18 protein-coding genes and 1 pseudogene are annotated in these 23068 nt (G+C 45.8%); 12 read left to right on the forward strand and 7 right to left on the reverse strand.

Annotated features, from left to right (window positions below):
* Positions 1–319 precede the first annotated feature (319 nt).
* Positions 320–1024: a GNAT family N-acetyltransferase gene (locus tag KIV40_RS14480; RefSeq protein ID WP_134976623.1), complete on the forward strand. Its 705-nt coding sequence runs from the start codon at positions 320–322 to the stop codon at positions 1022–1024.
* A gap of 15 nt (positions 1025–1039) precedes the next feature.
* Positions 1040–1555, forward strand: a complete 516-nt coding sequence (locus KIV40_RS14485; protein ID WP_012128268.1) for a GNAT family N-acetyltransferase — start codon at positions 1040–1042, stop codon at positions 1553–1555.
* A gap of 232 nt (positions 1556–1787) precedes the next feature.
* On the opposite strand, the gene rplY is transcribed toward KIV40_RS14485, so the two are convergent.
* Positions 1788–2066, reverse strand: a complete 279-nt coding sequence (gene rplY, locus KIV40_RS14490; protein WP_005529240.1) for a 50S ribosomal protein L25 — start codon at positions 2064–2066, stop codon at positions 1788–1790.
* Positions 2067–2488: 422 nt separating this feature from the next.
* Between rplY and KIV40_RS14495 the strand changes: the two genes are divergently transcribed.
* Positions 2489–3223, forward strand: a complete 735-nt coding sequence (locus KIV40_RS14495) for a glycosyltransferase (protein WP_228174054.1) — start codon at positions 2489–2491, stop codon at positions 3221–3223.
* A gap of 14 nt (positions 3224–3237) precedes the next feature.
* Positions 3238–4532 (forward strand): annotated as a pseudogene (locus tag KIV40_RS14500) (LssY C-terminal domain-containing protein).
* Between the two features lie 90 nt (positions 4533–4622).
* Here the strand turns inward: KIV40_RS14500 and KIV40_RS14505 are convergent.
* From KIV40_RS14505 to KIV40_RS14520, 4 genes are all read right to left on the reverse strand, one after another.
* The gene (locus tag KIV40_RS14505) at positions 4623–5972 is read right to left on the reverse strand and encodes an ATP-binding protein (protein ID WP_038891384.1); all 1350 of its coding nucleotides are present in this window, start codon (positions 5970–5972) and stop codon (positions 4623–4625) included.
* Positions 5962–6621, reverse strand: coding sequence for a response regulator transcription factor (locus tag KIV40_RS14510; protein ID WP_005442273.1), 660 nt, complete (start codon positions 6619–6621; stop codon positions 5962–5964). Before KIV40_RS14510 ends, KIV40_RS14505 begins: the two co-directional genes overlap by 11 nt.
* A 31-nt stretch (positions 6622–6652) precedes the next feature.
* The gene (locus KIV40_RS14515; RefSeq protein WP_038886169.1) at positions 6653–7081 is read right to left on the reverse strand and encodes a PepSY domain-containing protein; all 429 of its coding nucleotides are present in this window, start codon (positions 7079–7081) and stop codon (positions 6653–6655) included.
* A 77-nt stretch (positions 7082–7158) separates the two neighbouring features.
* Positions 7159–8910, reverse strand: a complete 1752-nt coding sequence (locus tag KIV40_RS14520; RefSeq protein WP_285349881.1) for a DEAD/DEAH box helicase — start codon at positions 8908–8910, stop codon at positions 7159–7161.
* Positions 8911–8984: 74 nt separating this feature from the next.
* Between KIV40_RS14520 and rsuA the strand changes: the two genes are divergently transcribed.
* From rsuA to KIV40_RS14535, 3 genes are all read left to right on the forward strand, one after another.
* A complete protein-coding gene (rsuA, locus tag KIV40_RS14525; protein WP_285349882.1) occupies positions 8985–9686 on the forward strand; it encodes a 16S rRNA pseudouridine(516) synthase RsuA in 702 nt (233 codons plus the stop codon).
* Positions 9687–10200: 514 nt separating this feature from the next.
* A complete protein-coding gene (locus tag KIV40_RS14530; protein WP_285349884.1) occupies positions 10201–11355 on the forward strand; it encodes a Bcr/CflA family multidrug efflux MFS transporter in 1155 nt (384 codons plus the stop codon).
* Positions 11355–12017, forward strand: coding sequence for a DUF2913 family protein (locus KIV40_RS14535; RefSeq protein WP_038891375.1), 663 nt, complete (start codon positions 11355–11357; stop codon positions 12015–12017). The genes KIV40_RS14530 and KIV40_RS14535 overlap by 1 nt, the downstream gene beginning before the upstream one ends.
* A gap of 103 nt (positions 12018–12120) precedes the next feature.
* Here the strand turns inward: KIV40_RS14535 and KIV40_RS14540 are convergent, their stop codons facing one another.
* A complete protein-coding gene (locus tag KIV40_RS14540; protein ID WP_285349886.1) occupies positions 12121–14022 on the reverse strand; it encodes an alpha/beta fold hydrolase in 1902 nt (633 codons plus the stop codon).
* Between the two features lie 207 nt (positions 14023–14229).
* Positions 14230–15675, reverse strand: coding sequence for a DUF2867 domain-containing protein (locus KIV40_RS14545; protein WP_285349887.1), 1446 nt, complete (start codon positions 15673–15675; stop codon positions 14230–14232).
* A gap of 95 nt (positions 15676–15770) precedes the next feature.
* On the opposite strand from KIV40_RS14545, the gene KIV40_RS14550 reads away from it, so the two are divergent.
* The 5 genes from KIV40_RS14550 (at position 15771) to nhaA (ending at position 23013) form a co-directional block, all read left to right on the forward strand.
* Positions 15771–17147: an MATE family efflux transporter gene (locus KIV40_RS14550; RefSeq protein ID WP_285349888.1), complete on the forward strand. Its 1377-nt coding sequence runs from the start codon at positions 15771–15773 to the stop codon at positions 17145–17147.
* Between the two features lie 129 nt (positions 17148–17276).
* Positions 17277–17948 carry an ABC transporter ATP-binding protein gene (locus tag KIV40_RS14555; protein WP_005529212.1) on the forward strand — a complete coding sequence of 224 codons (672 nt, stop codon included), beginning with the start codon at positions 17277–17279 and terminating at the stop codon, positions 17946–17948.
* Positions 17929–20382 (forward strand): ABC transporter permease, encoded by a 2454-nt coding sequence (locus tag KIV40_RS14560; protein WP_285349890.1) that lies wholly within the window; start codon positions 17929–17931, stop codon positions 20380–20382. Before KIV40_RS14555 ends, KIV40_RS14560 begins: the two co-directional genes overlap by 20 nt.
* An 8-nt stretch (positions 20383–20390) precedes the next feature.
* Entirely contained in the window at positions 20391–21506 is a 1116-nt protein-coding gene (locus KIV40_RS14565; protein WP_306431822.1) for a lipocalin-like domain-containing protein, read from the forward strand.
* A 331-nt stretch (positions 21507–21837) separates the two neighbouring features.
* The gene (gene nhaA, locus KIV40_RS14570; RefSeq protein ID WP_255936913.1) at positions 21838–23013 is read left to right on the forward strand and encodes a Na+/H+ antiporter NhaA; all 1176 of its coding nucleotides are present in this window, start codon (positions 21838–21840) and stop codon (positions 23011–23013) included.
* Positions 23014–23068 lie beyond the last annotated feature (55 nt).

Genomic DNA, 23068 nt, shown 5'->3' on the forward strand with positions numbered 1-23068 from the left:
TGTTACGGCGTGAAATATACGGAATTAGTGTGAAACTTTAGTGATCTATATCTTATTTACAGTTCTATCGGATACAGGAATTAACAGGGCTGCAAGGCATGTCGCCAAATAAACAGAAATCGTATTTTGGAAGGTGGTTATTGATTGCTTGTCTAAATTTGTGAGAAGCTTAACTGCAAGTTTTTTGTTTTTGTGAATCAATACGGATTTTGGTGAGATATAAAGCAAACTTTGATGATTATTTTAGCAAAATCATGTCTTCTTACGGCTTGAGAAATAAATAGTTATAATTTTCTGTACGCTGTATTGAGAGAAAGGGATGCTCAAAAAAACAACCGCACTTTCCGCGGAAATCGATTGCTCTTGGAAAAAACAGTTCAAAGTGAGCTGTAATTTGTACAATGGCTATTCATATGACCCTCACTATTGGCAAAAGTTCTCCGATCTTTGTGCTGTATTTTTATACCAATCTGACGACTGCACGTTTATATCTTGCCCCGAAAATCTATGGGACAAAATTAAACATGTTCATCCAAGTGAACTCGAGAGAAAATTAAATAATAAGCAATTGTTCTGTGAATACGACGATGTCGACTACTATTTATTTAATGACGGCAAAATCAATCAAGACGATGGGATAATTTCTCTCTCTATCGAGTCTGATCTCGAGTTACTTGAATCGTTTGTAAGTCGAATGAGTGAAGAAGATATCCTCAAAGCGGATTTTGACCTCGATAGCCATTTCTTTTATGGCATCTTCGATAACAAAGCGTTGGTCGCTGTGCTGGCTTCTTATTGTTATAAAGGGAAAGAACCGTTTGAGTCTTTATCCATATTGGTCGCTCCTGAAGCAAGAGGGAAAGGATATGGAAAACGGCTGCTTGCTCATTTAGTTAGTGAGGTGAAGTCGAGGCAGCGTAAAGTTAGATATCGAGTAAATATTGAAAATACGCCTTCAATAAAGTTGTGCCAATCTTTGGGTTTTGAAGCGTACAGTCGTCAAAGAGTATTTACTCCGGAGTGATAAGAAAGGCAGGCAATGGGATATACAGTTAGAAATGCAGTGAGAGACGAGGCGAATCAGATCGCCAAAATACACGTTGATTCATGGCAGGTTGCCTACAGAGGACTGATGCCACAGAGCTATATTGACCAGTTTACTCGAGAGCGTCGAGAGCGAATGTGGACGCGAGTAATGACAGAGCAACTGGCAAACCTCATTGTTGTAGAGAAGCAGAAAGAGATCGTCGGCTTTCTAAGTTATGAACTGCCTAATCACTCCAGCGAAGACAAAACTGCGATTGTGACCTGTTGTTATGTGTCGCCTTTGTATTTTGGGCAAGGAGCAGGCAGTGCGTTGTTTGATGAATTGGAAACACGATTACTCTCAACGCCTGTGATGCAAATTAGCCTTAAGGCACTAGATACCAATAAGCAGGGACTCAATTTCTACAAGAAGTGTGGTTTTGTGCGCTCTGGTGAGGAAGAGTCGGAAGTGATTGATGACATGACGTTGAACGATGTGACGCTGGTGAAGTACATAGCGCGTACCTAATTGTCTCAGCTGAAATTCGTTTTCACTGAAATACTCAATGCAAAACTTGGTCGATTCGAGAGTTGTTTATCAGATTCGAAGAGTAGGGGACATTTGCTTCTGCTCTAAATAGTAAAACCCCGGAGGTGGTAAGTCTCCGGGGTTTTGAAATTTTTTAGATGTCTCGGTTGGTAAGTCCGATAATCTTTATGCAAAAGGTTTGGATTTTATCCGTTAATTCCTTGGTAGGGAATTAGATACGGATGAAGTCCATGTGCTCAACTTTTGGCTTGAAAGCGTGACGTTGAACGTCTTGTGGCTTAACTTTAACTTCAGCGCCGTCGATCACTAGAACGATACCTTCGTAGAACTCAGGCTTGTCCATTTGGTTAACGATGTCGTCGTGGTTAAGAACGATAGCAACTGCTGCTTCTTCACCGCCGTATACAACTGCAGGGAATTTGCCAGCGTGACGTAGGCGGCGGCTCGCACCTTTACCTAGTTCAGTACGTACTACTGCTTCGAATTTCATAGTATTTACTCTCAAATTAGTAAAAAATAAAACTTTACAAACACAATGCGACCTTGTGTTCGTAGTAAAGCTTGAAACAGGAACTGTTCAAGCGAGCGCGGATACTATCATCCTGCTCTACATTCAGCAACCAAAAATGTACCTAAATCACCAAAAAGCCAGTAATTCTTCTTTAAGAAGAGTGTCTGTTTTGCGGTGTCGGCAAAACTTTGTCCGCATTGCGCTGATTTTAACCTATTTGGCATTTTGTTAGCACGTTTTTATTTGCCTAGGACTCAATCCTCTTCCCAAGTTAATTCATTCATTAACGACATCTGTTATTCACAAAATGAACGCAAAATGAATGTTGACCTCAGTAACTGTTAAGTCAGTCGGTTCTATTCTCCATCGTACATAAACGGACAACCTCAATGGAGCACATTATGAATCCTATCAGTATCGTGATTATTACCCTTAATGAAGAAAAACGTATTGGTCGACTACTTGAAGATTTAACCAAACAAACTCACCACAACTTTGAAGTGATCGTGGTGGATTCGAACAGTGAAGACTCGACTCGTGAAGTTGCACAAGCTTACGAAAGCGCATTGCCAGAACTGACGGTGCATCATATGGATACGCGTGGTGTCAGCCTAGGTCGTAATACAGGTGCAGAACTGGCGAAGTATGAACGTATTCTTTTCTTAGATGCGGACGTAAGCTTACCGAGTGATTTTTTGAGCCGCGCAATGAGTAAGCTTGAGGATGCGAAGTTGGAAGTTGCTGGTGTGTACATGGGCTCAAAAGATCTGCCAATGGCGCATAAGTTGGGTTACTGGGTATTTAACGCGGGTTTGTTTATTACTCAGTACACTTTCCCAACGGCGGTAGGTGCATGTATTTTCTCTACCAAACGTGTACATAACGAGATTAACGGTTTTGATGAATCCATTACGCTTTGCGAAGATTGTGATTACGTGAAGCGTGCTTCAAAAACATGGCGTTTCCGTTTTTTACCGATGACGTTTGCATTTGACCCGCGTCGTTTGGATCAAGATGGCTTCTTTAAAATGGGTATGACGTATTTCAAAGCTAATGTACGACGATTTTTCTTTGGCGAGATGCGTAACAACGAAATGGAATACAAATTCGGTCACTACAAAGATCAACATTCGTAATCGTCGGAGGCTGCATGCTGGAAGCAATCAGTCTGTTTTTCGGATCACTCCTTGATGCGACGATTGGACCTAATCTCTTTGTCCCGGGCGAGCCGTTTTTGCTCGCTGCGGGCTATCAATTGCACCAAGGTGTGATTTGGGGCGTTGTCGCTGTTTTGTTGGGCGGTTGGATTGGCGATCAACTCAGTTACTTTATTGGCAAGCGTTCTGGCTCTAAAGCACAGAAGAAGCTGATTCGTTGGCAAGCCAAGACAAGGCGTCCAATCGCTCGTTGTCGTTTGTTGATGAAAAAACGCGGCAATGCCATTTTGATCTTTGCACGCTTACTCGGACCTGTTGCTTGGGTCGTGCCATTTATGGCGGGTACTGCGAATGTGAGTTGGAAGCGTTTTACTGTCTGTTCATCAATTGGATTGATACTTGGTGTTGGGCAATTTGTCGTTGCTGGGTATTTGCTTGTTGCGGGTCTTAACACATGGATTCCACTTGATTCCATAAAGTTCATCCTTGTTGAGCATAAGCTTCTTATTGCCTCAGTACTCATCGCTTCTGTATTCGCTCTTGTGGCTTGGAAGAAAAACTGGTCACGTAAATGGACCAAATCCCTAACGGCTTTAGTGTTCTGTTTAGTTGCTGCGAATTATGGACACTTTTTTCTATCTAGCAGACGACAATATTGAACAAACCGATGTCACTGGAAATCAATCGATAGTCCTTAATGATATCGGCTTTAAGGTTTATCCGGGGCGCTCGAATGTGTTTGACGCTCAGGCAGTCAACTTGGTGTATGTCGGAATATCCCCGAGAAGCCTAATGCAAGAGCTCGGCTGGCTAGAGAATCAAACCTTTTCAAGAAACGACATTGAATTGGCAGACTATGTGAGCTTATTGAAGCAGAAGCTGCCGCCCGTTTCTGATTTGTTTTGGAATGGCAAGCCACAGTCGATGGCATTCCAAGAGCCCGGAAGTTTGTTAAAACGCTCTCATGTTCGCTGGTGGCAAGCAGGGTTAGAATCAAAGTCTGGTCAACCAATTTGGATCGGAGCGATTAGCTACGATGACGGTCTAAAGTTGGCGCATTACTCGGGCATTGTGACGGTTCTGCATCGAATAGATCCTAATGTGGACAGCGAAAGGGATCGTCTAGCGAATCAAATTGAAGTCAGTCATTTAAGGCTAGTAGGAGAGTTACATTCTTTGACACAGCCTGTTGCAATGGACAGTAAGCATGACTATTACTCTGATGGAAACGTATTGTTGATTAGCGAGCCATCTAGCCCTAAACTTATCCACCCCAAAAGCTATCTAGATACAAAAATGGCACTTAGCGAATAATTCGATAAGTGCCATTTTAAACCCTTGCAGTAAATAACAGGTGTAGGTGATAGATGTGAGTGACTTAAGCGCGGCTCTTTTGCAGAATCAATGTGGCCTTTAAACCGCCCATTTTGCTCTCTGATAGTTCAAGCTGACCGCGGTAACTATGCGCCATTTCACTGACAATGTTTAAGCCCAAACCAGAACCTGGCGTGGTTTCATCCAGTCGGTAGCCACGCTTTATCACTTGGCATAGTTGCTCGGCAGGAATTCCCGGGCCGTCGTCTTCAACGATAATATGAATATTGTCCTTATCTAGCGTTGAATGAACACGAATGATGCTGTTGGCCCACTTGTAGCCGTTCTCAAGCAAGTTACCCACCATCTCATCTAGGTCGGTTTTCTCTACGGCGACGTTCAATTCAGAATCAAGCTCGTTAATCAGTGTGACGTCACGGTGTGCGTATACCTTGTCAAACGCCATGGATATGGCATCAACGCGCTCTGAAGGGTTCGATTTCACCGAAAGAATATTCATAGAGCCAGCCATACGAGCGCGACCCAAGTGGTAGTCGATATGCTGCTGAATCTGCGTGATTGGCGCGTTCAAGCGTTCTTGTTCTTCAGGCGTGAAGTTTTGCACCTCGTTTTTTAAAACGGAAAGCGGTGTTTTCAGCGCGTGAGATAAGTTTCCGGCATGATTACGTGCACGTTCAAGCAGCTCTTGATAGTGAAAGAGCAGAGCATTAAGGTCAGAAATCAAAGGGGAAATTTCTTTCGGGTACTCTTCTTCCAAGCCTTTTTTATTGCCTGATTTAAGCTCGGCTAACTCTCTTTGCAGCTTGGTCAGCGGGCTTAAAGACCACGCGATTTGCAGCAAGATAACCGCAAGAACACCAGCAAAGAGCAATCCTAGAATGATCCAAAGCTGCCCCGTTAAAGACTGGATTGTGCCTTCAATTGGATCTTCGTCAATGCCGATGATGACATCAATGGGACCGTCGTAATCTGGCAGGTAAAGGGTCTTTTTCAACGTGATAAGCTTTTCATCACGAGCGCCAAAGGCGTCTTTATCTAATCCTTTGTACTCAATTTTCTTATCCCACAGCGATCGCGAACGTTCTAAGCTCGTTTTGGTGGAAGCACTCCAATAAAGGCCACTGTATGGGCGACTGAATCTAGGGTCGGAAAGTTGGGTAGAGAGAGTGAGTTGGCCTTGGCTGTCGACTTCGAGCTGGGCGGCAATCTCGTCCATGTAGACATTCAATTGGGAGCGAGTGTCATCCACCATATAGCTATACACTTGGGTGGGGATCGTTACTCCCGCAGCGAGGATCATAGCCGTTAGCCAGACAACCGCCGCCAGTACTAAGCGGCTTTTGATACTCAGCCGCTTAAGAATGTGCATAGGTAGCCTGTGTTTACTCGGCATTCAGTTGGTACCCCAGTCCGCGGACGGTTTTGATGATCTTTGGCGCGATTTTCTTACGAATACGACCGATGAAAACTTCAATGGTGTTTGAGTCACGGTCGAAGTCTTGCTTATAGATGTGCTCTACTAATTCGGTACGAGAAATGACTTTTTCTGGGTTGTGCATGAAGTACGCAACTACTTTATATTCCAGCGCGGTTAAGCTGACCGCTTGTCCTTGCCACAGTACTTTTGAGGAGCGTGTATCTAAACTCAAGTCACCAATCTGCATGACAGGTGAGGCGTTACCCGAAGCGCGGCGCAATTGGGCTCGAAGTCGAGCTGTTAACTCAACCATTTCAAATGGCTTAGTCAGGTAGTCATCGGCGCCAGCATTCAAACCTTCAACACGTTGAGATAATGTGTCACGGGCACTTAAAATCACAACTGGTGTATTAATGTTTTCATCTCGAATGCCTTTTAGAACCGTTAAACCATCGAGCTTCGGCAAGCCTAGGTCTAGCACAATAGCGTCCCATTCTTCAGAGGTCGCACGGTAAAGCGCGTCGATGCCATCTTGGGAAAGTTCTGGTACCCAGCCATTGTTTTCCAACGTTTCTAAAATCTGTTCGCCTAGGCGAGGTTCATCTTCGACAACAAGTATTTTCATATTCTTTCTTCTAATTGTGTTTGGATATCGATTACTGCGGTTTAAGAGCTTTATTGAAGTTACGTCCTTTTATCTCGAGCATTTCTAGTGTAGCGGCATCGTATTCCACCTTTATCACACTGTCATTGAACAAGATCTTAAGTTCGTAAACCCATTCGTCATCGTCTTCTTCAAGTTCAACTTTAATAATACGCCCATATAAATCATTCTCCACTGCTGCGTACATATCAGAGAACGGGCGGATATAGCCTTTCTGAACGGCGCGGTAGACTTCATCCTGATCTTCATCGAACTCAATTCGTGTCCCCGGTTTTTCGACGTCACGAACGATAGCGTGACCATCTTTGTCATCATGATGGTCTTTGTGATCGTGGTGATCAGCAAAGCTAGGCGCAGACAATAAAAGCGGAAATATAGCTAGCAGCACGGAAAGTTTGCGCGGAGTGAAGGAGATAGACATGGCAAAGCCTTTTTCAATGAGTTACGACGATTATATCGTGCTGTACATGAACAGAAAGTGAATTAGTGAGCATTCGCTTATCTTAGTTCGTCGTCAAAGATCTTGTCGCGCAGCTTCCAGAAACGGCCTGACTTACGGGCAATAACAAATTGCGGTAAACGGAAACGATGCTGGTTAGCTACTACTTTAGTTGGCGACGCTTCTTCAAACGGACGATGTTTATCTGCAAGGTGAGGGCGAACAAACTGGTCTTTGAAGGTTTGCTTCTGTTTTTTGGTATTCAGTGACCAGAACTCGTGCACCAATGCATTTCCTTCGCCTTGGTAGGTTTCACCAGAATAAGTCACTTTCAACTGTGATTTGCCATCACTAGATTTAAACACCGTCAAATCCATTTCAGTGCATTCAAAGATCAGCGCGTCTTTTAGATTCAATGCCTCTTTGAGCTTTTTGTCTGGGTCGACGAGTGTGGCATCACACTCATGGCAAATACGTGCTGCAATATCGTTATCAGCGCCACATTCACCGCAATATTTCGCTCTGAAGCGATAACCACAGTGTTCACGCTCTACTGTTTCATCATCTTCAAAATACCCTTGGCAGCGGCGACCAAAGTGTTCCAGCAAAAAGCCGTTGCTGTCTAACTTACCCCAGAAGTTGTTGTTAAAGCCACAAGCAGGGCAAGGGATGGTGATGATTTCACTGGTGGAGTCTGGCTTAGGAGCACCCACTTCAGGCTGATATAAATCGTAGCTGTTACCAGCGTAATCCAGTACGAGACATTCTGATTTGCCTTCCGAGAGACGCAACCCACGTCCAACAATCTGTTGATATAAACTGACGGATTCGGTAGGGCGAAGAATCGCGATTAAATCTACATGTGGTGCATCAAAGCCCGTGGTCAGAACGGACACGTTGACCAAGTACTTTATCTCACAATTCTTGAACGATTGAATGATGGCATCACGTTCGGGTGTTGGCGTATCACCAATGACGATGGCGGTTTCTCCTTCTGGCAACAGGCCGTGGATTTCTTGCGCGTGGCGAACCGTGGCTGCAAACACCATTACGCCTTTGCGTTCTTTGGCGTATTGAATGATTTGCTCAACGATTTGTGGCGTCGCACGTTTGGCTTTGTCGATCACCATGTCCATTTCCGCTTCTTTGTACCGACCCGTATTGGCAGGCTTTAGCTGCGAGAAGTCATAAGATAAGACGGGGGCGTCCATCATGCGAGCAGGCGTTAAGAAGTTTTCATCCAATAAGTAACGAATAGGGAGCTCGAAGATACAGTCGCGGAAAAAGCGTGATTCTTCCGTTCGAACCTGTCCACGGGTGTGGTACTGATAAATCCATCCCATACCCAAGCGATAAGGTGTGGCGGTTAAGCCCAATACTTTGATGCCGGGATTGAGCTCTCTTAGATGAGTGATCACTTTTTGATAGCTACTGGTTTTCTCGTCTGGCACGCGATGGCACTCGTCAATCACCAACAAGGAAAATTGATTCTTGAAAGAATCCAGATTGCGCACCACGGATTGAACCGAGGCAAACACCACTTGCTGATCGGTCTCTTTACGTCCGAGACCTGCCGAGAATATTGAGCCTTTTAGTCCGTAACCTTCGTACTTGGCGTGATTCTGTTCCACTAGCTCTTTTACGTGAGCAAGTACCAGTACTCGGCCTTTTGCAAGCCTTGCTAACTCTGCAATGACCAAGCTTTTACCCGCACCAGTAGGCAGCACAATGACCGCTGGTGTGGTGTGTTTACGAAAATAGTGAATCACCGCTTTTACAGAGTCGGCTTGGTAGGGGCGAAGGGTGTACATGAAAATCTGTGAAATTGCTCAACTATTCGAATTAGGATCGCTATAATACCCTACCTTAAACATTAGAGGTATTCATGCGTTTAGATAAATATTTGTGTGATGGACTGGGTGCGACTCGCAAGCAGGCAACTAAGATCATCAAAAGTGGCGAAATAACGGTTGATGATGAAGTACAAAAGAGTGGTGCATTCAAAGTACCAGAAGGTGGTGTGGTTGAATGGGAAGGGCGCGAAGTTGGTGCTCCTGGCCCTCGTTACATCATGTTGTACAAGCCTGCGGACTTTGTGTGTTCGCATGAAGATGGGCACAACCCAACGGCGTTCGTTCTACTGGATGAGCCAAAGGTAGAAAACTTGCACTTTGCTGGTCGTTTGGATGTGGACACTACCGGTCTTGTGCTGATCACAGACGATGGTCAATGGTCGCACCGTATTACGTCACCAAAACACAAATGTGAGAAGACGTACCGCGTATGGCTAGTGGATGCGATTCAACCTGATTACGTTGAGAAGTTTGCCGAAGGTATTGAGCTACGCAACGAGCGTGAGCCAACATTGCCAGCACATCTTGAGATCGTGAACGAAGCCGAAAACGAAGTGCTGCTAACGATTGTGGAAGGCAAATACCATCAAGTGAAACGTATGTTTGCTGCGCTCGGTAACAAGGTAGAACATCTTCACCGTGAACGTATTGGTTCTATTGTGCTGGATGAAGCACTTGAGCCGGGTGATTACCGCTTCTTAACAGAAGAAGAAGTTGAATCAGTTGTAAAATAACTCAATCTGGTTGGAAATAATCACTGTTCTGGGAAATTGTTTGATTCCTGATAGGAACTAGTCTTTTGATGAGAAATCACTCAGAATGGTGGTTCCTACCAAATAAGTCTTAGTGTCTGAGTAAGATGCTTATTCGCCGCTCGTAAACGCAGGCAGAGCTGTATTTAGTCTGAGAAATCCTTTTCTCTTGTTGGTCCTTACTGACGATAAGTACAGACGGTGTTCACGTCACCGCCTCTTCGTTTTAGCTCGGTTACTTTGTCGTTCTGCATACTGATCATGCAGGTTTTAGCGTCGAGTTAGTCAAGACCATCTTGGTATACTTTCGTCTTTTATGATCTTCTCAATGGTAAGGAGACTATGCGCTGTAATTCGTGACGGTTGCGGATTCAGGGTGAGAGAAGCGTCAATCATCTATCTCAATCAATGTGGAATGTTGATGGGAGGACACAACAAGAGGTAAAGCAATGACAGAAAAAGCCCAAAGTGCTCCCCAGTCACAAATCAGTTTTTAATGTTTCTTGTACTCGGTGCAATTGGTGCGTTGACGCCACTTGCTATCGATATGTACCTACCAGCTATGCCAACCATCGCGAAAGATCTTGGTGTAACCCCAGGCGCGGTACAGATTACGTTAACGGCTTATACGGCAGGTTTTGCGATAGGTCAGTTGATTCATGGTCCGTTAGCGGATAGCTATGGTCGCCGACCTGTACTCATTTCAGGTGTGCTCTTTTTTGGTTTGGCAGCGGTAGTCAGTGCGACCACTAACGGTATCGATGCGCTAACTTATGTGCGTACGGCGCAAGGTTTTGCTGGTGCGGCAGCGGCTGTGATTATCCAAGCGGTTGTACGAGACATGTTTGACCGTGAAGATTTCGCGCGAGCTATGTCGTTCGTGATCTTGGTGATTACGATTGCGCCTTTGGTGGCGCCGATGATTGGTGGCCATCTAGCGATTTGGTTCGGCTGGCGTTCGATCTTCTGGGTACTCGCTATCTTCGCCGTTGTGGTGGTTTTGCTTGTTCTGTGGATGATCCCAGAAACGCTTAAGCCGGAAAACCGTCAGCCACTAAGATTCAGAACCACGATTCGTAACTATGCGCGCCTGTGTTCTAACCCTGAGGCATTGGGTTTGATGCTTTCAGGTGCGTTCTCGTTCTCTGGTATGTTTGCATTCCTGACTGCGGGTTCGTTTGTTTATATTGATTTATATGGTGTTCGACCTGACCAATTTGGTTACCTATTTGGTTTGAACATCGTAGCGATGATTATCATGACCAGTCTAAATGGTCGCATGGTGAAAAAGGTCGGTTCGCACTTCATGCTGCGTTTCGGACTAACCGTGCAGTTGATTGCGGGTATTGGCCTGTTTGTCGGTTGGATGCTCGACCTTGGCTTGTGGGGCATGGTGCCTTTTGTTGTGCTGTTTATCGGTACTTTGTCTACGATTGGTAGTAACTCAATGGCTCTGTTGTTGAGTGGGTACCCAACCATGGCGGGTACAGCATCTTCACTTGCTGGTACACTGCGATTTGGCACTGGCTCACTGGTTGGTGCGCTCGTTTTTGCAATGCCAGGCGCTGTTGCGTGGCCGATGATCATCGTAATTTTTGCTTGTTCAGTGCTGTCTGCACTGTTTTATTGGACTTTAGGAAGAAAGGCGTAATGTCTAATTACACCCAAGAAATTCAAAACTTAGTTAACGCTGCTCTGGCGGATCTAGACCAAGAGCATCGCTCAGGCAAATTGGCCAATGCGCCAGTTGCGAACAATCATTACTTGGTACGTTGGGTCACAAAGGCGCTGAAATCACAACGCTTTGGGCGCACAGTGGGTGATGACCTAACACGTTGGCAGAAAGCTGGTCGTTCAAAAGGTAACGATGCCGGTTTGCTATTCATCTTCAAACGTATCTCTGGCTTTTACGCGCAGTTTTTCCCAGAAGGTGAAGAGCCTAAAGTTATCAAAGACTCTGACATTGAAGCGTTCTTGGATCTTATGGAACAGGCTGGCTGGGAAGTGTCTACATCTGAGCAACTCGTTGGTTGCGGTAAAGTACAAATCTTTACTGAAGGGCAGAACTCATTGGCATTGTGTGCAGACCAATGTGAAAGCTGTTTTGATGGTGAGCGACTTGTAAAACCGATGAGTTGGTTTGTTCGTGGTAACCATGCGGAGTTTGTTGAGAAAGCATCGCAAGCAGGCTACATGGTTCACAAAGTAACCGACTACAAATCGATGGTGAAATACCACGGCGAATATCTAATCTTCCCTGCGAACGAAGGTAATCAATTAGCAGAGATTCCACTGTCATTTAAAGCTGACTAATAGAATCACTTCTTCTCACTAAGCAAAAAGCGTACACATGATCTTTGTGTACGCTTTTTTGTATTTAGCCGTCTCAGTTTAAGGCGCGGGTTAAGTCTCACAGCTAAACAAATTGATGCCTGTGATCGTAAAAATTCAGGATGTGCTTTAACGCCCAGTCACGGTAACGATCCGCTTCAATCAAAACATCATGTTTAGCGTGAGGTATGGTTAATAGTCTTGAGCTGGTGCACGCTTCATTGAATGTATCTTGGGCTGCTAAGGAGACAACGTTGTCTCCCTCTGGTTGCACGATCAGAATTGGCGTCTTGATATGCTTAGCCTGAGATAGAAAATATTTTCCTGCTGCAATGGCTTCACTGATCCACTTTGGACTGACACCGCCTAATCGCAGCTCTGGGTTATTGCTGAGTAAATCACTGTAAGCTTTAAAGCGGATTGGGCTTGTCGTGTGATCATTTCCTTCGAAAGTCTTAGTAACAAAGGCGGTTTGTGTTGGAGCGAAGTTCGGCGTTTTCTGAAGTTGGCTGATCACCTTCATTGTCGCACTTTGGATACCGCCAACAACTTTAGGCAGCTTGATGCCAAACATTGGACTTGTGAGGGCACAAGCTTTGATGTTGTGGTCATACTTCGCTAGGTATTGTGTTGCGATAGCTCCGCCCATAGAGTGAGCGAGTATCATTACTTCAGTTTTGTGTTGGCTTTCGACAACCTGTTCAAGAAATAGCGCTAAGTCTTCTACATAGTGCTCAAACTGGTCGACGTGTCCAAGTTCACTGTGTTCGGCTAATCGTTGAGATTCTCCCTGACCACGGTGGTCAAAAGCGTATACATTAAAATACTGACTTAACTCATAAATAAGTTCTTTATACTTCCAAACCGATTCATTACGTCCTTGTACAATGACGAGTGCTCTTGAATGGTTTTGAGGGTTAACGTTGATCCAAGCGATGTCGCTGTTCATCGCGCCCTTCATGTATCCGCTCTTTCTCTTAAGCCATACCCGTTCAATTTTCTGGTGATGGGCATCATCTTTTACAAACTCAGAAGTGATGGTTTTATAACGTTTGTATGGCTTGTAAGGGATATTCAGCTTTCTACCAATGCTCGCTACAAACAGACGACCTAATCGCGCCCCGTGCAAGTAATCGGCATCCAGCTGTTTTTTCGTACTTTCTACGACGGACGATTTCAGGTTTCTAGCAGGTGAAATCTCGTAGATATTCACGTCATCCGGTGGGTTGGCTAAAAAGCGTTGAGTCTGACGGTAGGTCTCTTCGTGTTTGAGCAAAATGGCGGAAAGTTCACTCATGGCTTTGCTTGGCGCATGCTTAAGAATGGCCTCAATGAGAGGGTGGTGCTCGTCAAAATCGGTAGGCATTGTTCGGACCACAACGATATGTTTGTAACCTCGATGGTAAGCCTCTTCTACTGGAATGGGAGCCGACACACCGCCGTCAAGCCAACGTGTACCGTCGAACACCACTGGCTTTTTATGCAAGGCAGGAATCGCGCAGGACGCTCGAAGTACATCCTTCCAGTTATCTAGAGTGACATCGAAACACTCGGTGGTTAGGTTACGTGCATGGGTTGCTACAGCGACGACTTGTTTGGTTTTGAGTAAATCCGAGCCTTTTTCCCAATTTAGCGGGATGTCAATTTCCGCATTGTCGACCAGAAAGTCTAAATCTAAGCCTTCGCCATTGAGGAGGTATTTCGTCAGCTTAAAGAATTCTGGGCGTCGCGTTGTCTCTGCAATTATTTTGTAAGCGTGACCTTGATGCCCGCATATGTAAGAGGCGAGATTGAGGGAGCCTGCAGAAGTGCCGATAAGTAAGTCGAAGGGATTAAAATCAGCATGTAAAAAGGCATCGAGAACGCCCGCCGTGAATATGCCGCGTTGACCACCACCTTCAGTTACCAATGCAATCTTATCTACGTGTTGCTGGTGAAGCATGAAGTTGTCGTGGTGTTTGTTGCTAATGATGTATCGATTACCCATTGTGATTCCAATACTTGCTTGTTGTGGTCACCACTTCGCACAAGATGAAGTGGGTAAGAAGAAGGCATGGATTAAGAGTAATACGGGGGCTGGCCTGAGATAAATTCAAATAAATTGACTCCGCGTTAATCAATCTAAAACCCTCTCTCATCGATCCTTAGCTTATTACTCTTTTATGCTGGCATCCGTGCCAATGGTTCGCTTTATTTAGTTTTGTTTTTCCTCTAGCGCTTTCGCTTCTTTCGCTATGGCTTTAACCATGCCTTTGAAGATAAACAGGTGAGCAGGCATCATCGCAAACCAGTAGAGTAAGCCCGGAAAGCCTTGTGGATGCCACCATGCAGTAATATCGAATTTACGCTCCTCACCGTCGTCTTTAATGGTGATTTCTAAACGACCAAGCCCTGGCCCTTTCATGCCAAAAAATAGCGAGAGGAACTGGTTCTCTTCGCAACGAATGACTTTCCAAGAATCAATGAAATCACCCACTTTGAGCTCTGGACCGGGAGGGGAAACACGAATGGGTTTTCCGCCACCAAAGAAGATATCGAGCCATTCTCGGGTGCGCCAAAGGACGTTAGCAAAGTAATAGCCTTTTTCAGGGCTACCGATCTTTTGTGCCACCTTCCAAAGTGATTCGGCAGAAGCTTTAGTCTTGATGCTCGCTCCCGCTTGTTTTGGATAGTACCCGTAGCCCGGTTGCCAGCGTTTGAGTGCGGCAGGTTCGAAGCCCCAGACGTTACTGCGTACAAAAGTGCCTTCCGTTGCGATCGTGTCCTCAACAGAGTGCTCGTAGCTAATCAGCTGCTGTGGGAATCGCTGATGAATGGCTTTGGTATCGGCAATGTAGTCGTGTTCTAAACCTGCAAGTAACGCTTTACCGATATTTGCAGGAACCGATGTCACGATGGCCAACCAATACGATGCCATTTTAGGTGTCAGCAGTGGCGTAGACCAAAGTCGGTAAGGTTTCTTGGTAATCTTACAAATGACTTCAAATTGCTCACGATAACTTAATGTATCCGGACCGCCGACCTCGTAGATTTCACTCTCTGTTGGTTTGGTTTCTGCCAGTTCAAGCAAATAATGATTAAGGTTGGGGAGGGCGATTGGGTTAGCTTTGGAATCTACCCATTTAGGCGCAATAAGAATCGGCAAATTGTAGACAAAGTCGCGCATGATCTCGAATGCCGCAGAACCGGGACCGATAATCACGCCTGCACGAAGTTCAGTAACAGGCACGCCAGCTTGACGAATGATCTTTCCCGTCGCTTTGCGTGCCGCTAAGTGTTGAGAGTTGCCAGTTTGAGGCTGAATCGCACTCAAGTAAATAACGTGTTCTACACGACTTTTCTCAAGCGCATTTTTGAAGTTCTCTGCGAGGTTTAATTCGTATTCAACGAAGTCGTGGCCTTGCGCCATACCGTGCACAAGAAAGAACACCAAATCAAAGTCATTCACCACTTCGAGCGTTGCTTGCGCATCCGCTAGATCGAGATAAGTGAGGGTGAGGTTAGGGTGTGGCTGAGTTCGGGATTCTAGATAATCAATATGACGCGCCGCTGCAGTGACAATGTAACCTTTATCGAGCAGTTGTGGAAGAAGTTGTGAGCCAATGTAACCGGAAGCCCCAAGTACCAACACCTTTTTCATTCTGAGTCCTTTTTATTGCTGGTGGATTAGTCACCACTGGGTATAATCATGAGACACTTTTCCCTTTCTATCAATAAGTTGTCGACGGAGCGAGCATGATTTTTTTTTCACAATTGATTACTCATGCTGATAAGTCGTTTTTACGTCGACTGTTTGCCATCGCATTACCTATTACTTTGCAGAGCATGATGTTCTCTAGTCGAAGCTTGGTGGACGTTTTGATGCTTGGCCAGTTGGGGGAAGCGGAAATTGCAGCGGTCGGCGTTGCTGCAAGAGCGACCTTTGTAACCACGATTATGCTCCTTGGTGTGACAACGGGTGGTGCGCTGCTAACGGCACAATATTGGGGAGCGGGCGATAAAGTCGGAGTTCGCCAAAGCACGTCATTGACTTGGATGATCTCCATGGTGTTCGCTGCTTTCACTGTCGTGTTGTTCGTACTCTTCCCTGAACCAATTATGCGCCTAACGACGGATTCAGAGGAAGTGATTCGTCTTGGAGCCGACTATTTGGTGGTTTCATCGGTTAGTATGTTCGCTGTAGCTTGTGTCGCGAGTATGGCTGTAGGTTTACGTGCCATGCATCAACCTGGGCTAAGTACTTTCTTTAGCGGCATTGGTATTGCGTCTAACATCTTCCTTAACTGGGTGCTGATTTTCGGTAAATTTGGCTTTCCGCCAATGGGGATTAAAGGTGCTGCGATCGCGACAGTGATCAGTGGCGCTATAGAGGTCACATGTCTATTCAGTTACTTGTGGTTTAAAAAACACATCATCGCGTTTGGATGGGATGATATTCGTGCCAGTTTGGTGTTGGATAAAATCACACGTTTCTTAAAGTTATCTCTTCCCACTACATTTAACTTCCTTGCTTGGGCTGGCGGTTTGTTTGCCTATCACGCCATTATGGGGCAGGCAGGAGTGCAAGGCTTGGCTGCTTTATCAGTGATGACACCGGTTGAGTCGATTGCTCTGGCTATGATGATAGGTTCATCTAATGCGGCAGCTGTTTTAGTGGGCAACCAATTAGGCGCGAAGCAGTTTGGTCCGGTTTACTACCAAGCGTGGGCAACAGTGTTCCTGAACGTAGCAATCGCCATCGTTGTCGCTATTTTACTTCTACTCTCTAACCAACTTATTCTCGATGCATTCAGCGCACTGACACCAGAAACTCGGCACCTTGCTGAGCAGTTTATGGTGATTCTCGCTATTGGTGTGATTCTGCGCTCCGTGCCTATGATGGCCATTGTTGGTGTGTTACGCGCAGGTGGGGATGTGAAGTTCTGTTTGTATCAGGATCTGATCGCACAATGGGTGATCAGCATTCCTCTCGCTGCCCTTGGTGCAATCTACCTTTGTTTTGAGCCGCAATGGGTTTATCTCCTGTTTTTGACCGAAGAAGTGGTGAAGTGGGGAACGTGTTTTCAACGTATGGCGAGTAAGAAATGGATGAAAAATTTGATCGAAGCTTGAGTGGTGTCTCGAGACAAGTTGCATTTGTACCCTGATAGTGTGATCAACTATTCAAAATACTTCCTACCAACAGCATTTTAGTGTAGATTCTGATTCCAATTTTTAGACACCATTTGAGCGGCAAAATCAATGTTAAAACTGTCAGACCTATGTAAAGGCTATGTAGACGGGGGAGAATTTTATCCTGTACTGCAAGGGGCAGAATTAACATTACAACAAGGTGAACAAGTTGCATTAATGGGGGAGAGTGGATCAGGTAAAAGTACCTTACTTAACTTGATCGCAGGTCTAGATACTGCTGATTCAGGCGAGATACAGTACCCAAGTTTCGCCATGCACAGCGCTCCAGAGCACCTTAGAACACTTTACCGCCGCAACAACATTGGTAATATCTTCCAGCAGTTCAACCTGCTTCCTACCTTGAATATCGCTGACAACATCCGTTTCTGCCGCCAATTAAAAGGCTTGCCAGAAGACAAAGGCTTGTGGCGTCAAATTCTTTCTGCTCTCGACCTTATGCCGCTTTTAGGTCGTTACCCTGAAGAAGTGTCTGGTGGTCAGCAACAACGTGCTGCGATTGCTCGTGCGTTGTATATGGAACCGAAAATTCTGCTTGCCGATGAACCAACAGGTAGCTTGGATGAGCGCAATGCCGAAGCGGTAATGCGCTTACTTACGAGCCTAGCCCGCCAGTTAGAGTGTACTTTGTTGCTGGTTACTCACAGTGAAAAGGTGGCAGAACACATGGAAGGTCGAATCCGTCTTCAAGGAGGGCAGCTGCATGTTATGGCCCGTAGTTAAGGCACTACTCGGTCACTACCGCCGCTATCCACTTCAAATTATTCTTGTTTGGCTTGGTTTAACCCTTGGAGTGTCACTCCTTGTTGGTGTTACTTCTATTAACCAACACGCGAAACAGAGCTACGAAACCGGTGAGAAACTTTTTTCAAACCCTTTGCCTTACCGTATTCGTACTAAGCATTCTGCTAATAAAATCCCCCAAGGCTTTTATATACAATTGCGTCGTGCTGGTTTCAACCAATGTGCGCCGTTTGACATTCTCCACCTTGATACGGAAGCCGACCTGAGCTTGATGTTGGTCGGTGTCGATCCCGTCGCCTTATTGCCTCTACAGCAGGGTAAATCGCTCAAAGACTTACCGATGCTGTCTTTAATGAAGCCTCCTTATCCTATCCTTGCAAGCCAAGACTTGGCTGCGCACATGCAATGGAGCGATGGCGGCTTTATTCAACTCAATGATGGCAGTCGACTTGGGCCACTAAAAGTCGACTCAGATAACCTGCTCTCCGGCACTCGCCTTGTAACCGATATTTCTCTGCTTCGTATGCTTAAGCGCAGCTCTGGTTTGTCTGCCATCGCCTGTGGCGAAATGCCAGAAGAGAAAATACTGGCTCTCAAGAACATGCTACCTAACGGTATGACGCTGGTGCGTAACAGCCGTACTGAACTAGAGTCTTTAACGAAAGCATTTCACATGAACTTGACGGCGATGGGCATGCTGTCGTTCTTAGTGGGTTTGTTCATCTTCTACCAAGCAATGTCACTGTCGTTTATTCAGCGCCAGCGCTTGGTCGGCATACTTCGCCAAACCGGTGTCAATGGTATGCAGCTCGCCCAAGCTTTGATGCTTGAACTGACCATTCTTGTGTTGGTTGCATGGGCATGTGGTAACTTCTTTGGCCTTATCTTAGCGAATGAGCTGATCCCTGCTGTTTCGTCGAGCTTGAGCGATCTTTACGACGCCAATGTTGGCCTAACAATTGGCTGGTCATGGGAATCGAGCTTATATAGCTTAGTGATGTCAGCAATGGGGGCACTCATTTCGTGTCTTTGGCCGCTGATTCGTCTGCTGAAATCGCAACCGATTCGCCTTTCTTCCCGCTTATCTCTTATGCGTTTTGCTGGACGTGAGTTCTCTTGGCAAGCATTTGCGGCTTGTGCTTTCTGTGTCGCCGCCGTAGCCGTGTACCAAGCACCTAAAACACAAGAGTCGGGTTTTGCTATTATTGCCCTGATGCTAATCAGTGTGGCCTTGTTTATGCCATTTTTGATGTGGCACATGTTCCAAAGTTTTTCTTACTCACTACGCTGGGTGCGTGTGCGCTGGTTCTTCGCTGATGCGGCTGCGAGCATGAGTTACCGTGGCGTTGCGACGATGGCGTTTATGCTCGCCTTGGCAGCAAATATTGGTGTGGAAACCATGGTTGGTAGCTTCCGTGATACGACGGATAAATGGTTAAGCCAACGCCTAGCCGCCGACCTCTATATTTACCCGACGAACAACTCAGCAGCACGCATGAGCGCTTGGTTGAAAGAACAACCTGAAGTAGACGCTGTCTGGTGGCGTTGGGAAAAAGACGTCCCAACGGAACGTGGTGCATTGCAAGTAGTGAGTACTGGTTCCTCAGAAGGAGAGCTGGACTCTCTTACTGTGAAGCTTGGTGTGCCGAACTATTGGTATCACTTGCATCATTCGAAGAGCTTAATGGTGAGCGAATCCATGGCTTTGAAGCTCGATATTCGCCCGGGTGACTATATTGATCTTCAGCCTCCATTAGGTGGAGGGTGGCAAGTCGTTGGTGTGTATTACGACTACGGTAACCCGTACAACCAAGTTATGATGTCGCATCGTAATTGGCTGTACGCGTTTGCAGGCTCAGGTAATGTAGGGCTTGGCGTTTTGGTGAAGGACAACGTTAACGGAGAGGGCTTGAAGCGTCGTCTAGAAAACGTGTTCCGTTTGCCTCAGGACCGAGTGTTCGACAACAACAATATCTATAACCAAGCCATGCGCGTGTTTGATCATACTTTTGCTATTGCGGGAACGCTAGGCAACATCACTTTGATTATCGCCGTATTTGGATTGTTCTTCGCAACTCTAGCGGGCGAGTTTTCTCGTCAACGACATTTCTCATTGCTACGCTGTATGGGCGTTTCCGGTAAAGAATTGGTGATGTTAGGAGGCCTTCAGTTGTTTGCCTTCGGTATGATCTCCGCCATTATTGCAGTACCACTGGGTTTAGCACTGGCACATCTGATCGTTGATATCATTATTGAGCAATCATTCGGTTGGTCGCTGGAGCTGCAAACCATTCCTTGGGAGTACGCTCAAACCATCGCTTGGGCAATGCTGGCCATTATGATCGCTGGTGCGCTGCCAGTGATTAGAATGATTAAGAGCACGCCAATGAAGTCATTGAGGGATGCGCTGTAGTGAAAAACATGAAACCTAAAAAGCGATTATCTCTCTCGGTATTGTTGTGTATCGTTGCAATCACGATGACTGGCGTAGCATTGTATCTGACACTTTGGGCGGAAGCGACCGCAACAGAACAGGGTGAGATCAGCGATGTACTCAAACGTGAAAGTAAGACGGTTTTCGAGCCAGTCCTACCTGATGAGCATGTATCGCTACCCGATGATTTCCGTTTTCACCCAGATTACCAGCATGAGTGGTTGAACTACTTTGCTAAGGTTCAGGACAAGCACGGCAAAGTGTACAACATTCAATGGAGCTATTTCCGCGTAGCGACAGACGAACGTGATACTCGAGGTTGGCAGAACCCACACTTATTTATTGCCCACATTGTGATTAGTAATGGCTCTCACGTATGGAAAGAGCAGCGCGTCGCCCGTGGTGGTATTGGCCAAGCTGGGATGACCAATCGTCCGTTCCGTTTGTGGATTGATAACTGGAATTGGCGTGCTCTTGGTTCAACACCATTCCCAGGCAATCTGGATGTCGCCACTGACGCTTTTGCCCTCGATTTGAACACAACAACCAGCGGTCCATTTGTGGTGAACGGTGATAAAGGGTTTCAGGTTAAGCATGCCCTTCAATCGATAGCCTCTTTCAGCTTCAGCGCGCCTTTCTTGAATGTGAAAGGGACGCTTACCCTTAATGGTCGTGAGATCCCTGTTTCTGGCTCAGCCTGGACGCAGAAAGAGTGGGGAAGTGGCCTGATTGGCGAAGGCCAGCAAGGCTGGGATTGGTTTGTGTTTAACCTTGATGATGGGCGAGCGCTTACAGTAAGTCGTTATCGTCACAATGGTCAGGTTCCTCACCTCTTCGGTACGTTGTCAACGCGCTCTGGAAAAGTCATCAATCTAACTGATAGAGACATCACGATGACGCCACTGCACGTCACCAATCTTTCTAATGGAAGAAGATTACCTCTCCAATGGATTATTAACGTTCCCGAGCAGAACATAAATTTGACGACGAGAATCATAAAATCGGACATGTGGTTGCCGTTTGTGATTCCTTATTGGGAAGGCCCGATACTCGCATCCGGTTCTAATGAAGCTTGGGGATTTATGCAGCTCACCGGTTATTAAACAGAAAGGAAAAGGCCACCCAGTTGGGTGGTTTTTTTGGTAATGAAACCCGCAATTTTCGGTGTAAAACCGCACGTTAATCACGAAAATTTATCAGATATTATACTAACTTAATAGTAGTCTATGTGAATAGATTGAGCTTATAAGGAGATAGGCAGGTCTTGTAAAAAAATATGTTCTTGTTGAAAAATACGATGTTTCGTATATGAAATATCGGAAAAATCGAAGTTTAAACTCTAAACAAGCGATTATTCTTACATTTTCTTCAGCTATAAACTCTCATCATTCTTTGTTACTCGTTTATTAAGATAATAAATATAAGGGCGAAACCATGAACGATGTCATTCGTGACTTTTTTAAAATGGAATCCGCAGGCGGTATCCTTCTTGTAATTGCAGCTGCAATTGCTATGACCATTGCAAACTCACCGCTTGGCGAAAGTTATCAAGCGATGCTGCATACTTATGTATTTGGTATGTCAGTGTCTCACTGGATTAATGACGGCTTGATGGCCGTGTTCTTCCTATTAATCGGCCTTGAAGTAAAGCGTGAGCTACTAGAGGGTGCACTAAAATCGAAAGAAACCGCGATTTTCCCTGCAATTGCTGCAGTAGGCGGTATGCTAGCTCCGGCACTTATCTACGTTGCTTTCAACGCCGGTGATGCAGAAGCGATTTCTGGCTGGGCAATTCCTGCGGCAACAGACATTGCATTCGCTCTAGGTATTATGGCGCTCCTTGGCAAGCGTGTTCCAATCAGCTTGAAAGTTTTCCTACTTGCGTTGGCGATCATTGATGACCTTGGTGTGGTAGTGATTATCGCATTGTTCTATACAGGCGATCTATCAACGATGGCATTAATTGTTGGCTTTGTCATGACCGGTGTGTTGTTCATGCTGAACGCCAAAGAGGTCACTAAGCTGACGCCATATATGATCGTAGGTGCGATACTATGGTTTGCTGTACTTAAATCAGGAGTTCACGCAACACTTGCTGGCGTAGTAATCGGTTTTGCTATTCCACTTAAAGGCAAGAAAGGCGAGCATTCTCCACTGAAACACATGGAGCACGCACTTCATTCATACGTAGCGTTCGGTATTCTTCCTTTGTTTGCTTTTGCAAACGCGGGTATCTCGCTAGAGGGTGTATCGATGTCAGGTCTGACTTCAATGCTACCGCTAGGTATCGCTCTGGGCCTATTGGTGGGCAAGCCGCTGGGTATCTTCACATTCAGCTGGGCTGCTGTGAAACTGGGTATCGCAAAACTGCCTCAGGGCGTTAACTTTATCCATATCTTTGCAGTGTCGGTTCTTTGTGGTATCGGTTTCACGATGTCAATTTTCATCTCATCGCTAGCGTTTGCTAACGTAAGCCCTGAGTTTGATACCTACGCTCGATTGGGCATCTTGATGGGTTCAACGACCGCAGCGATTATTGGCTATGCACTACTGCACTTCTCATTGCCGAAGAAAGCGGTAGAAGAAGTCGCAAGCGAGAAAAAAGCGTAAGCTAAGAGAGAATAATTTAACGAAAGCCTCCCGACTGGGCTGTCTCTTATACACA

This window comes from Vibrio sp. D173a, assembly GCF_030248475.1.

Excerpts from the sequence above, each read along its gene's own strand:
- KIV40_RS14480 (WP_134976623.1), top strand. The coding sequence starts at position 320 with ATGCTCAAAAAAACAACCGCACTTTCCGCGGAAATCGATTGCTCTTGG.
- KIV40_RS14485 (WP_012128268.1), top strand. The coding sequence starts at position 1,040 with ATGGGATATACAGTTAGAAATGCAGTGAGAGACGAGGCGAATCAGATC.
- rplY (WP_005529240.1), bottom strand. The coding sequence starts at position 2,066 with ATGAAATTCGAAGCAGTAGTACGTACTGAACTAGGTAAAGGTGCGAGC.
- KIV40_RS14495 (WP_228174054.1), top strand. The coding sequence starts at position 2,489 with ATGAATCCTATCAGTATCGTGATTATTACCCTTAATGAAGAAAAACGT.
- KIV40_RS14505 (WP_038891384.1), bottom strand. The coding sequence starts at position 5,972 with ATGCCGAGTAAACACAGGCTACCTATGCACATTCTTAAGCGGCTGAGT.
- KIV40_RS14510 (WP_005442273.1), bottom strand. The coding sequence starts at position 6,621 with ATGAAAATACTTGTTGTCGAAGATGAACCTCGCCTAGGCGAACAGATT.
- KIV40_RS14515 (WP_038886169.1), bottom strand. The coding sequence starts at position 7,081 with ATGTCTATCTCCTTCACTCCGCGCAAACTTTCCGTGCTGCTAGCTATA.
- KIV40_RS14520 (WP_285349881.1), bottom strand. The coding sequence starts at position 8,910 with ATGTACACCCTTCGCCCCTACCAAGCCGACTCTGTAAAAGCGGTGATT.
- rsuA (WP_285349882.1), top strand. The coding sequence starts at position 8,985 with ATGCGTTTAGATAAATATTTGTGTGATGGACTGGGTGCGACTCGCAAG.
- KIV40_RS14530 (WP_285349884.1), top strand. The coding sequence starts at position 10,201 with ATGTTTCTTGTACTCGGTGCAATTGGTGCGTTGACGCCACTTGCTATC.
- KIV40_RS14535 (WP_038891375.1), top strand. The coding sequence starts at position 11,355 with ATGTCTAATTACACCCAAGAAATTCAAAACTTAGTTAACGCTGCTCTG.
- KIV40_RS14540 (WP_285349886.1), bottom strand. The coding sequence starts at position 14,022 with ATGGGTAATCGATACATCATTAGCAACAAACACCACGACAACTTCATG.
- KIV40_RS14545 (WP_285349887.1), bottom strand. The coding sequence starts at position 15,675 with ATGAAAAAGGTGTTGGTACTTGGGGCTTCCGGTTACATTGGCTCACAA.
- KIV40_RS14550 (WP_285349888.1), top strand. The coding sequence starts at position 15,771 with ATGATTTTTTTTTCACAATTGATTACTCATGCTGATAAGTCGTTTTTA.
- KIV40_RS14555 (WP_005529212.1), top strand. The coding sequence starts at position 17,277 with ATGTTAAAACTGTCAGACCTATGTAAAGGCTATGTAGACGGGGGAGAA.
- KIV40_RS14560 (WP_285349890.1), top strand. The coding sequence starts at position 17,929 with ATGTTATGGCCCGTAGTTAAGGCACTACTCGGTCACTACCGCCGCTAT.
- KIV40_RS14565 (WP_306431822.1), top strand. The coding sequence starts at position 20,391 with ATGAAACCTAAAAAGCGATTATCTCTCTCGGTATTGTTGTGTATCGTT.
- nhaA (WP_255936913.1), top strand. The coding sequence starts at position 21,838 with ATGAACGATGTCATTCGTGACTTTTTTAAAATGGAATCCGCAGGCGGT.